Source organism: Fictibacillus sp. 7GRE50, from assembly GCF_015903875.1.
Classification (GTDB): Bacteria; Bacillota; Bacilli; order Bacillales; family Fictibacillaceae; genus Fictibacillus; species Fictibacillus phosphorivorans.
Map to the genome: position 1 here is coordinate 660,610 of NZ_JACZDW010000001.1, position 15,639 is coordinate 676,248.

A 15,639-nucleotide genomic window follows, 5' to 3' on the forward strand; every position below is an offset into this window, starting at 1 on the left:
AATTTTCTCTACTTGTACTTCACTATTCCTTGTTATAACAGCTTTCTAAGAGCATACCGAATATTTAATCATTTCCTTTTTCTTGTTCTACTTGTTTATTGGTTAGTAAAATGTTACGATAAATAAGAATTATTTTTGTTCGATTGTACAGGTAGACCTATTATCTTGATATTTTTGAGCAGAGATAGTATTATTGTGCGGTTTGGCACGACAGGAGGCAACAAAAATGGAACAAGGTAAAGTTAAATGGTTTAACGCAGAAAAAGGTTTCGGATTCATCGAGCGCGAAGGTGGAGACGATGTATTCGTACACTTCTCAGCTATCCAAGCTGACGGTTTCAAATCTTTAGACGAAGGTCAAGACGTAACGTTCGAAGTTGAACAAGGACAACGCGGACCTCAAGCTACTAACGTACGTAAAGCTTAATAAACCAATAGATAAACAGGACTCTTGAAAAAGAGGCCTGTTTTTTTTATCCCCGAAAGTCATAATCATCTTACTCAAAATTTTTTTCAGTAAATTCAAACATGTGTTAATTGTTTTTGTTAAAATATATTTAACGTCTAAAATAATTAGGAGTTCAAAATGGATCTTCAAATGAAGCAGAAACAAGATCAAATTGAAATCGGTACACGAATTTCTGAAAATGCACCTCAAATTGCAGAGAAGATCATGAATAACATAAAAGATAGCAACGCATATGTTTCCCTTCAACAAAATGCTCCATTGAATAATAACGAGGAACTTCAACAGTCCATTGCATTCATTCGACTACTGGGAGATGCAGTTTCTGGAAAGGTCTCAGACTCCAAAAAAACGATTTATGAGTGGGGAGAAAATATTGGCATGCTTGCTGTACATTCTGGACAGCCGCTAGATGTCACACTTGAAAGTACGTCTTACTATCGCGATGTGATCTGGGATTTTATAAAAGAAGAAGGTTCGTTGCAAGCAATGTCTCCACACTCGGTATTGCATATTTCTACGACGATTAATCCTATGATTGATTACGCTGTACAAGCATTCAGCAAATCTTATGTAAATAATTACAGGGAAATGACGAAACAGTTCCATCTATCTCTTCAAGAATTATCTGTTCCTGTTGTGCCTCTTTTTCCTGGAGTTGCCGTTCTGCCCGTTGTCGGCGATATTGACACGAATCGTGCAAAGCTCTTACTCGAAGCTACGCTGCAACAGTGTTTAGATCATGAAATCACTTCTTTAGTTATCGACCTATCCGGTGTGAGTTATATTGATACGATGGTCGCTCACCGACTTTTCCAACTTGTCTCAACGCTAAAACTTTTAGGGGTCAAAACAACTTTAACCGGTTTAAGCCCTGAGATCGCACAAACATCAGTAAGCTTGAATTTAGATTTTGATGAGATTACGTTAAAAGGAAACCTGCTTCAAGCATTGGCTGACTTTGGGTATGGTAAATTGGATAAAACAAATAAAAAAACAAAAAGAACAGACTCTAATTAAGGGTCTGTTTTAATTATCTTTATGATTTTCCACTTTTTAATTCTTCGAGCTCATTTAGAAGTGACTCAACCATCTCATCACATTTTTTTAGCTCATTATTAAGCATACTGATGGTCTCTTCTTCCCAAGAAAAAGGATCACCGTTTTCAGGTGTGACTGGAATGCCTTGATAGATATCTCCTTGTTCTCGTTCATCAGGCTGAAAGTAAATGGCTACTTCACAGATAGGATTTCCTAAGGCTATCCTTTGACGCAGCGAGACTTTTCCATAACCAAATTTTCGTGCTGCTATTCCACCAAGTACACTGGATGTCATTTTGCATAAGTGCGGTGCATCCTTAACAAACTCCCCGAAAGGACACTCTTTTGCACGAACTATTACATGGTCAGGCTTTACACTGACAATCTCAAAATGCCCGCCGATGGAATTTTTTAAATCCACAATGACATGAACGTATTGATCAACTGTCCAGTCTAATGGATCATCATAAAATCTTTCTATCCATTCGCCGGTACGTAGACCTAGCTGCTCAATATATCTTTCCGCAGCGGGACCAATTGCTTTTTTATGAATATGGGCATATTGAGTAATGAGTTTTGCTAAAAAAGTGTGTCCATTCAATTCACCTTTTGAAAGGTTCATACTGCATCTACCCTTTCTTTTGAATTACATGCTGTTTCACTTATTTTGGCAAGATATGGACAACACTCTTTGGATACCCGAATGAGATGGTTTAAAACATTATTTTAATTATCCAAGTAAATTATTTTTGTGACTTTTCCCAATAAATTATATCGTTTACCTCTCTTATGATCATAAATCCTGATTTTTTCAGTACTTTTACAGATGTAGTATTGCTTATTAGACACTCTGCAGAAATAATTTCAACTTCTGGATGTGAAGAAAGCCACTCCGTGAATCCAATTACCATTTCAGTGGCATACCCTTTGTTTCGCGCTTCACCTACCATGCCATATCCAATCTCAACTCTCCCCTTCTCATCTGGTGGAGCTTTACATCCTATTTCTCCAAATAGTGTACGTGTTTCCTTATCAATGGCTATTCTGCCCCATGCACTACTATCAGGCGTTTGTTGCAGCTTGTCTTTTTGAATCTTGATCAACTTCATATATTGCGGACTCGGCCACTCTTTGGATACATTGTAGTTTAGTAAATTGATCAGATCTTCTTTACTCTTAAGTGTGGCCTCCGCAAGTTCATAAGTAAAAGGTAGTAATAGAAGACGGTGCGTTTCAATCATTTTTTTCCTCCTCTGTCAGGGGCTAATGGTTTTAACTATACTTAATGAATGTCGGGTATATGGTACCTTCTCTTTAAAAAGTATTCGTTTATAAACAATAATTCCCTTTTTTACTTATCCCTTCCGTATTCATTCAAGAGCTTTGACACATGTAACTACTTAATCAATTAATAGCGTCAATTGATCTTTTTCATAAATTTCTTTCCTAAATTACTTTAAATGCAACAACTTTCTCGTTATTTAAGATAAAATGAAATAAAATTAACTTAGTTAAACATAGCTTAAATAAAGGAGATAACGATGAACTTAGAACAAATGAAATATATTGTAGAAGTGGCCAAAGAAAGTTCGATTACGAAGGCGGCAGACAAACTACACCTATCTCCTTCAGCAATATCACAATCTATCACTCAACTTGAAAAAGAGTTTGGCGTTACCATTTTTACTCGGTCTAGACAAGGTACAATTCCCACTACTGATGGAAAATTTATTGTATCAAAAGCCTACGAGATTCTTAAGAAGATGCAAGAGCTTCATGAAGAATTAGCAGATAAACAACATGCAAAAAAACATGTTTTAAAGGTTGGTTGTGCACCAGCTTTAATGTACATCGTGTACGATGCCTTCTTATTGTTTCATGAACAATTTCCTGAAACGAACGTTATGATTAGAGAGATCGATCAAGATCATATATTAGAGGAAATGAAGAACGGACATATTGATATTGGATTAAGTCCATTTACCGATTATGAAGTATCCAACCTTCAGCATGAAAAAGGAGTGGATTATGAACTGTTGTATACGGGACATGTTTGCGTTTGTGCAGGCAAGAAATCTTCGTTGTATTACAAAGATTTTCTTACTCCAGATGAGTTGAGCGATGAGAAACTGGTAATTTACAATTCAAAAGGCGGTATAACATTTAATGACAAATACGTAAAGAACGAACAGATTCTATTCTCATCCAATAATATTGAAGTCATGCGTTCTGCGATCTTGGATGGACATGCTTTTTCTTTTGTTTTTAATTTTACTTTCAAAAACAACGCAGATGTAAGAAACAGCAATTTAGCGATTATTCCGTTTATGCAGCCTGATCTGATCTACCAAGACTTCTGGACACTATATCCTTTAACAAAAGGGCTCTCGACAGAAGCGAAAGAATTTAAAGAGAAGGTTAAATTTCTTTTAGACCAGTAATCTCAATATCTTATTTTACAGATGGATTCTCCATGATTGCTTTTTGATAAAGGTAGATTAGTTTGTCCAGCTTTTGACTCTGTTTGACGAGATCAGCATCTGAAAAATCATTGGAGCTTGGTTTAAGATCATACATTTCTTGACGGCAGATTTTAATTTCTTGCAATAGTATATTCAGATCAACATCCATGAATGATTTCCTTTCTATCTACACAATACTTCCAAATAAATGGATATGCATTTATGATAGTTGTTCTTTGTTTTTATGTAAATTTAGAAATAGTTAAAGACCACTAATCTATTCTTAATGTATTTTGTGTTTTATTATTTAAGTAACTTATTTCTAAATGACCGTTTGGACATATTATTTTAAAAACATCGCTGTCCAGTTGATTGGAGTGTAAGGTGCGTGCCTGCCACCTGAAGTACATCTCACAAGACATGCGACGAGGAAGCTTACTCCTCTAGCATTAACTTGTAGACGCAGGAGCAAGGAGCATACAGGTGAGACACATTCTGGCGCAAAGCGTCAAGGTTGCTCACCGCACGCCACCGGAAAGCGAGCACCTGGAACGGAGATCAACTACTTTCAAGAACAACAATATATACGAAAAGAGAAGCTCCATTCAAGCTTATGGGCTTCTCTTTTCTTTTGCACGTCCTATATATTTTCTCATCTACCCTATTAATGGAATAAACACCTCATTCAATGGACATACCTAGTAAAAAAAGAGGGAGGTCTGTTGCATTGAAAAAAGAAGGAAATTCACAAATAGACCACTCCCCATTATTAAGTAACAGTCTTTCTAGCAATCTGGAAGGAATTCAAACTACGCTCGGTCCAACACCTGATTTGAAAATGCTACAGTACGAAATCAGAAATACACCTTTAACTATTCTGTATATGGCAAACTTAGTTGATTCAGATAAGCTGCAAAACATCTTAAAATCAATTAAATATATAAAATACGCACCACCTGTGGATTCGTCGTTGTTTGAGCAAATGTATTCTGATATCTACCTAACCGCTCAAACCGCTAAGATATCGAAAACGAAAGATGTGATCAACCATCTTTTGAGCGGCAAAACCATCATCTTATTGGATTCCATAAACGAAGGCTTTAGTGTGGATACGTATGGCGGCAAAGTTCGGGCGATCGAGGAACCACAAACAGAATCTCTTATTCGTGGGCCTAAAGTAAGTTTTACAGAAGAGATCGGTGTCAACATCGCGATGATTCGTAAACAGATCACAGATGAGAACCTGAAGATAGAGACTTTTGTTATTGGTGAACGAGGGAAGAAAAAAGTAGCTTTATTGTATATAGGTGATGTGATCAATCCTGCAATCGTAGAAGAAGCAAGACATCGTTTACAGCATATAAGCATTGATGCACCTATCGACTCAGGCATTATTGAACAATCGATAGAAGACAACTTTATGTCTCCCTTTCCACAGTTTATTAGCACGGAACGTCCTGATAAAGTTGCACTCTCACTCTTGCAAGGAAGATTAGCGATTATCCCTGATCAGACAGCAAACGCACTGATCGCACCTATCTCGATCCTGGATACGGTTCAGTCACCTGAAGATTATTATGAAAGATGGCACATTGGGTCATTGCTGCGCATGCTCCGTGCATTCGCTGTTTTCATCTCACTATTTCTTCCATCCTTTTATATAGCACTTGTTTCCTTTCATCAAGGCTTAATTCCGTCACGTCTCGCATTTTCAATTGCTGCTTCGCGTGAAGGGGTTCCTTTTCCAGCATTTGTTGAGGCTCTGATGATGGCGATCACGATGGAACTTTTACGGGAAGCAGGACTGCGTCTTCCGAAACCCATCGGACAAACGATTGGTATCGTGGGAGGAATCGTTATTGGAGAAGCTGCTGTTCAAGCTGGAATCGTGAGTACCGTAATGGTCATCGTAATTGCAATCACTGCAATCGCTTCTTTTACATTACCGGTCTATAGCATGGGTGTAACCTATAGAATCCTCTTGTTCAGTTTTATTTTTGCTGCAGGCATGATGGGGCTCTATGGAATTTCACTTGCTTTTATTGTACTTGTCATACATGTAGTCAATCTGACCAGTCTAGGTATTCCATACGCCGCACCTCTTGCACCTATCTTTATCAACGACTGGAAAGAGCTATTCCTACGCTTGCCCATATCATTTATTAAAAAAAAACCTGTTTTCTTAGATACAGTAGATGAAGTCCGTCCAGAGAAAGAGGAATAAACTGTGAGCAAAGTCAAATACACCGATCGTTCCATTAGTGCTAAAGAATTAATGTACGCCGTAGCTTCCATGGTCATTGGTGTTGGTATCTTTAATCTGCCTCGCTATATCACGACCGTAACAAACGGCATCGACGGTGTGATCAGCATTCTTGTAATGGGTGGAATGGTGCTAGGTATCGTATGGATCATGGGTCAATTCGTTCGTATGTTTCCGGGTAAAGGCATCTATGAAATTTTGCTAGGAATCATCCCAAAGCCACTCGCCCTGCCTTTAATCATAATTTATGGTGCATTTTTTGCTTTATTAGCAGCCTATGAAATACGAGCAATCGCAGAGATAACGAAGAAATATCTGTTGCCAAACACGAGCTCTGATAGTTTAAGTCTGCTTTTTTTGCTTGTTACGCTATATGCTCTTTTTGGTTCTCGTACAGCACTCATTCGTATAAACTCGATGTTTTTACCTGTCGTATTAATCGTGTCATTGTTATTAGTTGTTTTAAACATTCGGATCATGCATCTAGATAATTTTTACCCGTTGCTCACAACAGACTTGCAAGGCTATGGATCAGGTATGATCAATATATTCTTTTCGTTCACCGGCATCTCTATAATCTTAAGCTATTCTTACCTTGTTAATGAACCTGATAAAGCATCCTCTGCTGCGGTGAAAGGTGTATTTATTTCCATTATCATCTACACGCTGGTCTTTGTTTCGTGTGTGGCTGTCTTTTCTAATCTCGGAACTGATTTTTTAGAGAATCCAACGATCGAGCTAGGTAAGGAGATTGAACTTCCTGGAGGTTTTTTTGAGAGATTCGAATCTGTCTATTTTACCATTTGGATCATGACGATCTTTAATACAACATCAATGTCTATTGATTCTTCACTCGTCGTCTTAGAATCTCTATTTAAAAAAGCAAAGAAAGAGACACTGATCGTCATCTTATCTCCTATCATTTTCTTCGTCTCGATGGTTCCGATTGGCATGGAAGGTATTGAAGCGATGGGAACGTTTATCGGACGAGTCAGCTTAGCATTAATTGCAATCGTGCCGGTCCCTCTTTATATTATCGCTAAGATTAGAGGAGTGAAATCATGAAGAAGCTTTGTTATATGCTATCAACCCTCCTCCTTATTAACTTGTTGCAAGGTTGCGGAGCACGAGAGATCGAGAAAAAGGCTTTTGTGATTGGTGTCGGAATCGATCAGGAAACATTGGGTGATGATTCAAATCAACCAATGATGAACGGAACTTTTCAAGTGGCTGTCCCAAGGTCCCTAAAACCTGAAGTAACGAACGAAAAAGCGTATCAAAACTTTCAGGAAAAAGGACATGATATATCTGAACAAATATCAAAAATTGCTCAATTCTCGAATAAAGAGTTATATTTTGCCCACAACCAGATTATATTGGTTTCAGATAAGGTTGCAAGACAACCAGAAAGAATGGAGCGTCTGCTAGATTTTTTTGTCAGACATGAAGATATTAGGCGGAGTGTACGTGTCTTTATTACAAAAGGAGACACGAAGCAGTATCTTGACGTTGAGAATAACGAAAAACTGCCATCACTCTATATCGATACACTATCTGCTAATGTACAAAATCATTCCCGTACTGCGAGCATTAAGAGGTTAGGAGATCTGCAGGAAGACCTGTTAGCTCACCGTTCTTTCGTCCTGCCAATGTTACATTATAAGAATACAGAAGAGATCAAGCTTGGTGGTGCCGCTATCATAAAAGGGGAATCAAGCAGATTGACGCAAATACTTAATGAAAAAGATACAGAAGCTATGAACATTTTGAACGGTGAATTTCAAAAAGGTATGCTTTTTTTCGAATTAGATGAGGATCTCTACATCTATAAAATAGATAAATCGAAAAGTAAGATCAAACTCGTTCCAACTAAAAACGGTCAGCTTACATTCACGATCAAAATCAGCCTAGAAGGAGAGATTCAAGAAGTCAATAAACAGATGGATTCACGTACCGTTTCAGCAGATCATGTGAAAAAAGAAGTAGAAAAACAGGTCGCTAAAAAAACAGAGTCATTTATTAAGAAACTTCAGAACCAATATAAAACCGATATTCTAGGTCTCGGTGTCTACATGGAAAAGCATCATCATAAAGAGTGGCTAAAACTAAAAAATGACTGGGAAACAGGTGAAAATCACTTTAGCCAAGTAAAGATAAACACACAGATCTATACGACAATTAGCTCAGCAGGAGGTCTAAGATAAGCGATGTTCGAAATGAATGAATTTTTAACCCGCATTCTTACTTGGCGGTTTATCTTTTTCACCCTACTATCCTTCTTATTTCCATTCACCTATATCACACTATATAAGTTGCTGCAAAAAAGAGGTATGCCACTATGGAAAAAGGAAGCCCGCACCACTTCAAAAAAATGAACAATACGTGAAATTCGTTGTTGATGTTCCTCATTTTTAGACTATGATGTACTCATAACGTTTCGTCTTGTATGGATAAGGTAATTCTTATGAGTATAAACTTTGGGGGGAATTTCATGGATACAGTCTTCTATTTTATTTATACAGCGGCTTACCTTGTTTTGCTTATCATGTGCATAAACTTCGGTAACAGATGGGATGCTTCTTCCCTACTCTTTTTGGTAGTGTTCGGACTTGTTTATGATAACGGATTGATCGCTATAGGGAAATTCTTAGGTGAAGGACCACTTTTAGAGAATTTGAGCTATTTACGATTTTGGTTTCATGCGTTCTTCACACCTACCCTCGTTCTATTTTCATGGAGTGTTTTAAACAGAGCTGGAATTGAGTTCGCCAAACGTAAAATTGTATACATAGTAGCTCTTTTTTACACGATCGCCCTTGTCATAATGGAAATTATCACTGAAACATATGGGGTAAAAATCGTTCCTGAAAGAGAACACGGTTTACTTCGATATGTTTCTGCAGAACCTTCATCAGGTCCTCCTCTCATGGTTCTGTTCGTGTCTATTGCTTTGATCACGGCAGGAGCGATCCTCTGGAAAAAAACAGGCTGGAAGTGGATGTTGATTGGTTCAGTTGTGATGACAGTTGGAAGCGCGGTTCCTATATCTGTGGAAAGTGCCGCTGTCACGAACGGCTTTGAGTTGTTTTTGATGATCACGCTTGTTGCAACAAAGATTCATCAAGACCGCCAATTGAAAGGTGCTTAACTTAATATGAAAAGGATAATCAAAAGAGCAATTCTTGTAATCGCAGTACTATTTGTATGCTGCTTGATCGGATTTTTTGTGTGGACTCAACAGACATATGAACCTACTAAAGAACTGTTGAAAAGTGTTGGAGACATCGAGCATGAAGACGATTGGGTAACGTTCAAACCTAGTGGTACTAATAAAGAAGTTGGGGTTATCCTTTATCCGGGTGCAAAAGTTGAACCAGAAGCATATGGTTATCTCGGTAAAGTATTGTCAGACGCTGGGTACACCGTCGGAATTCCGAAATTTAATCTAAATCTTGCGATGCTTGAAGCAAATAAAGCAGAAGAATGGATTAACCGTAATCCATCGATTAAGAAATGGTTTATTGGTGGGCACTCCTTAGGAGGGGTAAGCGCTGCTACATTTGCACATAAAAATCCCAATGTAGTAGATGGTGTTATCCTGCTTGCCTCTTATCCTGCTAGTGGAGATGACTTTTCTAACAAAGACACACCGATCTTATCTATTTACGCAGAAAAAGATGGGCTAACGACTAGGGATAAGATTGAAGAAACGAAAAGCTTGCTGTCACGTGAGACTGTTCTATTTGAGATTCAAGGCGGAAATCATGCTGGATTCGGCATGTATGGAAAACAAAAAGGGGATAATGAAGCTGACATTTCAGCTACAACACAGCAGGATATTGTTGCGGAAGAGATAATTAAGTGGTTAGAAAAGCATTAACACATAAGAAAAAAACTCACTATTTTTGTGAGTTTTTTATTTATTAAAGCTTATTTCGTATTCATTACTTTTGAAAGTAGTTGATTTTCGTTGCAGATGCTCGCTTTCCGCGGGGCAGGCGGTGAGCCACATTCGTACGGTTCCGTATAAGTGTCTCACCTGCCTGGTTGCAGTGACTAGCCGCTCGAGGTCAAAAGTTTAACGGTCTGTGATGAGCAAAGTGCGCCTTCATAGCCCATTCAACTTTTGCTGGTCGGGGCTGAACGAGCCACTTCCACTTTTCATTGAGTTCTTCTCATCCTTAAATTAAAATCACGAGCAAGATGGGCAGCGTGATCAGTGAAAAAAGTGTACTTACTAAGGTTGCACTCGATACGAAATCAGGCTCTGTTCCAAACTGTAACGCATACATCGTCGTATTTGCTGCTGAAGGCATCGCAGCCATCAGAATCATAATCGCTGCGAGCATATCATCTACAGGAAGTATCAACGTGATACAAAATGCAATCAGAGGTGACACCACTAATTTTAGTAGCAACGAATACGTTAACTTCTCCACCTGTACATGTCGTAATGATATTTTCGCGAGCTGCATGCCGAGTATGATCATAATGGTCGGTATCGCAGAATTCGCCACAAGATCAAGAGCCTCTGACACAGAACCTTTTATCGGTATGTGTAACTGTTGAAAGACAACACCCGCTATCGCTCCATATACGATTGGCATACGCCTTACTGCTCTTAATGCTGAAGAGATACCATCGTTTTCCGGGCTGCCTTTTGCTGCATAATACACACCAACTGTACACATGACTAATTGCTGAATAACCATAAGAACAACCGCATAATCTAACCCTGCGGCCCCAAACGCGAACAGCGCGACTGGCGTACCATAGTTCCCATTATTCATAAAAGCAGAAGCCAAAATGACACCGCATGTTTCCCGCATATTGTATCTTTTAATATAACTGATCACATACACGAGACCGATTAAAGTGAAACATAGAATGAGCGTATAGATGAGCATATATCCATACGTTTTCGTAAAAGTAGTTTCATAAAACGTTCGAAATACGAGAAAAGGAGACATCAGATAAAGTGCCATCTTGGAAAGGGTTTGCGTTTCAAAACCTATCGTTTTTTGGCCGATAAATCCGATACCAAAGATCGCAAATACCGGAAGAATAATGCTCAACAGCTCTATCATGTCTTACCCCTTCTTTCTGTTAACTACAACGGAAAAAGGCTGACCAAGTGAGATCAGCACTTTTTTCTTGCTACAAATTTAAAACAATGATTCGTTCTTCAGTCATCTCTTCAATCGCATAGCGCGGGCCTTCTTTTCCTGTCCCGCTCTTCTTTACGCCACCGTATGGCATGTGATCCACTCGATATGCTGAGGCATCGTTTACGATAAGTCCGCCCACTTCAATCTCTTTCGCCGCTTTCATAGCGAAAGCAAGATCGTTTGTGAAGAGACCTGCCTGTAATCCATAATCCGAGTCATTCACTTGTTCGATCACTTCGTCTATCGTAGCATATGTGTCTATCCCAACAACAGGACCAAACACTTCTTGTTTACAAACTTTCATGTCTCTTTTAACATCTGATAGTATAGTAGGCTCGTAAAATGCTCCATTCCGTCTACCACCCGTTACAATAGTTGCTCCGTCAGCCACTGCTTCGTTCACCCACTCTTCAACACGTTCAGCTTCAGCCTGTCGGATCATCGGGCCGATATCGGTAGTTTCGTCCAATGGATTACCGGATTGCAGCTGCTCTGTTTTATCTTTTAATAATTGAATAAAAGGAGTTTTCACATCTTGATGAACATATACACGCTGAACAGAAATACATACTTGACCTGCATTATTAAAACTTTTGTTCGCAAGGAGTGCTGCAGCCTTATCAAGATCTGCATCTTTGTGAACGATCGTTGCGGAGTTATTCCCTAACTCGAGTGATACTTTGCGAAGTCCTGCCTTTTGTCTGATGATTTCACCGACTCTTGGACTTCCGGTAAAAGTAAACATCTTAACGTCTTGATTTTCTAGTAGCCATCCGCCTACTTCTGCACCATCACCTGTAATGACTTGGAGCCTGCCATCAGGCAAGCCAGCTTCCTTAAATACCTCTGCTAACATAAGGGCACAAAATGGGGTAACTTCAGCGGGCTTCAGCACGACCGCATTTCCTGCAGCGAGAGCTGGACCGATCTTATGACAAACAAGGTTCAACGGCACATTAAATGGTGTAATTGCCGCAATAACACCAACTGGAACTCGTAGTGTAAAAGCCATTCGATTTTCAGAACCTGGTGCTGATTCTACAGGAACCCCTTCACCGTGGATACGCTTCGCTTCTTCAGCTGAGATTTCAAGTGTTTGTGCAGCTCGTTCTACTTCGACTCTTGAATCACGAATCGGCTTACCTACTTCAGCGACTAACACTCTAGCAAACTCTTCTTTTTTCTCCAATAATAATCGTGCAGCATTTATAAGCACAAGATAACGGTCGTATGCCGAGAAGGTTTCTTTATATGCTTCTTTGGCTCCTTCTACCGCTTCATCTACATCCTTTTTTTCAGAGCGCGCAATCGCAGCTTCTACATTCTGCGTATATTTATTGAGTACTTCCAAGACCTCTGTTTTTTCTTTCCAAACACCGTTAATCCATAGTCCGTACGTTTGATACGTTGTATTTATCGCCACAAATCATCACTCCCTATTTTATAACGTTACGACCTTTTCGCGCGTTGTGAATTCACTCGCTTTTCCTGCACTTCCGAATAGACGTATTTTCTCCTGAACTTTTTTCTGCATAACTTCACGGCCTTTGCCAAGGGAAACAGCTAGATGAAATTCTTCAGGGTTTTCTTCTAGAACTTGCTGCATGCCTTTTGTGAATGATTGTCTAAGCTCTGTATCCACATTGATTTTTGCAATACCTAACGAAACTGCTTTTGTAATCTGCTCATCCGGCACATCAGAACCACCATGCAGAACGATCGGACGGTTAACCGCTGCTGAGATTTCTTTTAATCGTTCAAATGCCAGTTTTGGAGGATTCTTATAGATACCATGTGCTGTACCTATTGAGACGGCAAGATAATCTACATCCGTTGCTTCAACAAACGCCACAGCCTCTTCAGTTGCTGTAATCATTGCATCTTCTTCAGCAACTGTTATGTCATCTTCCGTTCCACCAATCTTACCTATCTCACCTTCAGAACCGATTCCAAGCGCACGTGAAGCGTCTACTACTTTTCTTGTGATGAAGGTATTCTCTTCGAACGAAAGAGCAGATCCATCAAACATAACGGATTGAAAACCGAGCTGGATGGCTTTCATTGTTTGTTCATATTCCCTGCTGTGATCCAGATGGATACAGACTGGAACAGATATGTTTTTCATGAATACATCAATCATTGCCTTCATCGGTTCAAGTCCGATCGTGTTGATTACTTTCTGACCAACTTGAATCATGATTGGTGCTTGTTCTTGTTCAGCAGCTTCCAAGATAGCAAGAATGGTTTCTGCGTTATGTGCACTAAATGCCCCAACAGCATATTGGTTCTCGTAAGCATGTGTTAACAGTTCTTTTCCTGAAATATATCCCATTGTAATACCTCCGAATGTTTGTATTATCGTCTTAGTTCAATGTCATAGTGGTATTGGTCACTTCTATATCTTGTTTTTGTATATTCGATCGGCTTGTCGTTTAGTCCATAACTCAGTCTAGTCATCTCTAAAAGAGCTTCTCCTGCACGAATTCCAAGTAGATCTGCTTCAGATATCGTAGAATTTATAGCAGAAATTTTTTCATCTGCACGTTTTAACAAAATATTGTCTTCTTCCAGGATGGAATAAAATTTAGCAGTATCCAGATCGTGTTTCATCAGTAACTTTCCGATCGCTTCTGGCCAACATGATCGTTCTAATGCGATCGGGACATCATCTGCAAATCGGATGCGTTCAATGATAAGGACTTTTTCATCTTCATTTAATCCAAGCTTTGTTTTTTCAAAGAAAAGCGTATCAATAAATTCTGCACGCAGAACTTTAGAGTGAGGAACTTGTCCTTTCTCCATTACTTCTTCTGCAAAACCTTTTAATCTTTTTAATGAGCCAACAAGCTGTTGCGGCTTCACAACCGTTCCTTTTCCTTGTTGTTTTTCTAAAAGCCCGTCAGCCACAAGCATATTGATCGCTTGACGAATGGTCGTGCGGCTCACACCGAATTGCTTCATGAGCTCTTGTTCAGTTGGAATAAGTTGGTTCGGACGCCAGATTTGCTGCTGTATCTTTTCTATTAGATGGTCTTTTACTTGCAGATAAAGTGCTGTATTATTGCTTTTCATATAATATTCTCCTCTTTCTCACAGTGGGATAAGCTTGTAGATCTTCCCCTGCGAGAGGTCGGAGCCATTTGTAATAGGCTTCCGGGTCATCAATAAGTGCATCAGGCAGGAAACGTTCCCCGCCCTGCGCAACACCTTGCAGAGGACAGCTATTCATACTAAAAGTATAATCTATATTTGCCGATCGTTGTATGGTAACCATTCTCCCCGTCTCACCACGTAATACAAGTCTTGCAGCTTCTCGTCCCACTTCAAAGGCTTCCACTTGATCTTGCTTAGAAATAACTGCTGATGAGCTGCGCTGATTCATACCAAGAATCTCAGCTCTAGCCATCACACCAAGTTCTGTTTTAACCATTTTCTCAAGCACGCCAGAAATGCCGCCTAGAATCGTCCTGCCTTGAACATTCGCTTTCTCGACCTGATCTGAAAAGGAATTAATTTTACACCCTTCAGCAACAACAATTGTTGCATATCCAAAAAATCGAACAGCTTCTCTAACATTTGCTAAAAAATGTTCTGGTTCAATAATTCGTTCCGGAACATAAACGATGTGTGGCCCATCATCTTCTCCATTTCTCAAAAGACCGCTTGCGGCAGCGAGCCATCCTGAGTTACGCCCCATCGTTTCTAGTATTCTCACTTGCTCAAAATTCTGCATAGCACATAGATCTCTGCTAATATCTCTGACGGCTGTCGCCACATAACGCGCGGCACTTCCAAAGCCAGGTGCATGATCCGTTTCTGCTAGATCATTATCAACCGTCTTCGGTATGCCGATGACTTGAAGATCATAGTTAATGTGGCGAGCTTGTTCAGCTAGCTTATGAAGAGCAGCCATTGTACCATTGCCGCCAATAAAAACAAGAGTATCAATTTCATGCTTCTTTAGATGCAAAAGTGATTTTTGAATCTTTTCAGTTGTGAATTCATAGCGTCCTGAACCAAGGCATGCACCGTTTACATATCGATGTGATTTGATCCATCCTAAAAGTTCATCATCAAGCTTTTCGATGTCGTTTTCATATAAACCTTGGTAGCCATTATAAACACCGAATAACTCTACTTCTTGTTGGAGCGTTTCTACAAAACCTACTAAACTGGCATTGATGACGGCTGTTGGACCCCCAGCCTGCCCAATTGCTACTCTCTTTGCCATCTAAGTTC

At 39.5% G+C, this 15,639-nt stretch carries 16 protein-coding genes; 8 read left to right on the top strand and 8 right to left on the bottom strand.

Translation table 11 applies throughout. The annotated features are described in order from the left end of the window. Window positions 1-226 precede the first annotated feature (226 nt). A complete protein-coding gene (locus IHV12_RS03330) occupies window positions 227-427 on the top strand; it encodes a cold-shock protein (protein WP_066397748.1) in 201 nt (66 codons plus the stop codon). A gap of 159 nt (window positions 428-586) precedes the next feature. Beyond that, the gene (locus IHV12_RS03335; protein WP_197129220.1) at window positions 587-1,486 is read left to right on the top strand and encodes an STAS domain-containing protein; all 900 of its coding nucleotides are present in this window, start codon (window positions 587-589) and stop codon (window positions 1,484-1,486) included. 19 nt (window positions 1,487-1,505) lie between these two features. Here the strand turns inward: IHV12_RS03335 and IHV12_RS03340 are convergent, their stop codons facing one another. Both IHV12_RS03340 and IHV12_RS03345 read right to left on the bottom strand, forming a co-directional pair. After that, on the bottom strand, window positions 1,506-2,129 hold the full coding sequence (locus IHV12_RS03340) for a methanogen output domain 1-containing protein (RefSeq protein ID WP_197129217.1): 624 nt from the start codon (window positions 2,127-2,129) through the stop codon (window positions 1,506-1,508). Between the two features lie 121 nt (window positions 2,130-2,250). Next, entirely contained in the window at window positions 2,251-2,748 is a 498-nt protein-coding gene (locus tag IHV12_RS03345) for a GNAT family N-acetyltransferase (protein WP_197189798.1), read from the bottom strand. Window positions 2,749-3,048: 300 nt separating this feature from the next. Between IHV12_RS03345 and IHV12_RS03350 the strand changes: the two genes are divergently transcribed. Continuing rightward, the gene (locus tag IHV12_RS03350; protein WP_197129212.1) at window positions 3,049-3,948 is read left to right on the top strand and encodes a LysR family transcriptional regulator; all 900 of its coding nucleotides are present in this window, start codon (window positions 3,049-3,051) and stop codon (window positions 3,946-3,948) included. Between the two features lie 10 nt (window positions 3,949-3,958). Here the strand turns inward: IHV12_RS03350 and IHV12_RS03355 are convergent, their stop codons facing one another. Further along, window positions 3,959-4,138: an aspartyl-phosphate phosphatase Spo0E family protein gene (locus IHV12_RS03355; protein ID WP_197129209.1), complete on the bottom strand. Its 180-nt coding sequence runs from the start codon at window positions 4,136-4,138 to the stop codon at window positions 3,959-3,961. Window positions 4,139-4,696: 558 nt separating this feature from the next. Between IHV12_RS03355 and IHV12_RS03360 the strand changes: the two genes are divergently transcribed. From IHV12_RS03360 to IHV12_RS03380, 5 genes are all read left to right on the top strand, one after another. Next, entirely contained in the window at window positions 4,697-6,193 is a 1,497-nt protein-coding gene (locus tag IHV12_RS03360) for a spore germination protein (protein WP_231620618.1), read from the top strand. Between the two features lie 3 nt (window positions 6,194-6,196). Next, window positions 6,197-7,297 (top strand): GerAB/ArcD/ProY family transporter, encoded by a 1,101-nt coding sequence (locus IHV12_RS03365; RefSeq protein ID WP_197189800.1) that lies wholly within the window; start codon window positions 6,197-6,199, stop codon window positions 7,295-7,297. Further along, the gene (locus IHV12_RS03370) at window positions 7,294-8,436 is read left to right on the top strand and encodes a Ger(x)C family spore germination protein (protein ID WP_197189801.1); all 1,143 of its coding nucleotides are present in this window, start codon (window positions 7,294-7,296) and stop codon (window positions 8,434-8,436) included. The genes IHV12_RS03365 and IHV12_RS03370 overlap by 4 nt, the downstream gene beginning before the upstream one ends. Before the next feature lie 287 nt (window positions 8,437-8,723). Continuing rightward, on the top strand, window positions 8,724-9,380 hold the full coding sequence (locus IHV12_RS03375; protein WP_197129198.1) for a hypothetical protein: 657 nt from the start codon (window positions 8,724-8,726) through the stop codon (window positions 9,378-9,380). A 6-nt stretch (window positions 9,381-9,386) separates the two neighbouring features. Beyond that, the gene (locus IHV12_RS03380; protein ID WP_197189802.1) at window positions 9,387-10,112 is read left to right on the top strand and encodes an alpha/beta hydrolase; all 726 of its coding nucleotides are present in this window, start codon (window positions 9,387-9,389) and stop codon (window positions 10,110-10,112) included. A gap of 301 nt (window positions 10,113-10,413) precedes the next feature. Here IHV12_RS03380 and IHV12_RS03385 read toward each other — a convergent pair whose 3' ends face one another. The 5 genes from IHV12_RS03385 to IHV12_RS03405 all read right to left on the bottom strand — a co-directional run bounded on the left by IHV12_RS03385 (window position 10,414) and on the right by IHV12_RS03405 (window position 15,631). Then, window positions 10,414-11,316 (bottom strand): AEC family transporter, encoded by a 903-nt coding sequence (locus tag IHV12_RS03385; RefSeq protein ID WP_197190346.1) that lies wholly within the window; start codon window positions 11,314-11,316, stop codon window positions 10,414-10,416. 73 nt (window positions 11,317-11,389) lie between these two features. Continuing rightward, entirely contained in the window at window positions 11,390-12,823 is a 1,434-nt protein-coding gene (locus IHV12_RS03390; RefSeq protein ID WP_197189803.1) for an aldehyde dehydrogenase family protein, read from the bottom strand. 18 nt (window positions 12,824-12,841) lie between these two features. Further along, complete coding sequence (locus IHV12_RS03395; protein ID WP_197189804.1) at window positions 12,842-13,732, bottom strand: class II fructose-bisphosphate aldolase; 891 nt, start codon at window positions 13,730-13,732, stop codon at window positions 12,842-12,844. Window positions 13,733-13,755: 23 nt separating this feature from the next. Beyond that, window positions 13,756-14,472 carry a GntR family transcriptional regulator gene (locus IHV12_RS22980; protein WP_137791625.1) on the bottom strand — a complete coding sequence of 239 codons (717 nt, stop codon included), beginning with the start codon at window positions 14,470-14,472 and terminating at the stop codon, window positions 13,756-13,758. Next, complete coding sequence (locus tag IHV12_RS03405) at window positions 14,459-15,631, bottom strand: diphosphate--fructose-6-phosphate 1-phosphotransferase (protein ID WP_197189805.1); 1,173 nt, start codon at window positions 15,629-15,631, stop codon at window positions 14,459-14,461. The genes IHV12_RS22980 and IHV12_RS03405 overlap by 14 nt, the downstream gene beginning before the upstream one ends. Between the last annotated feature and the right edge of the window lie 8 nt (window positions 15,632-15,639).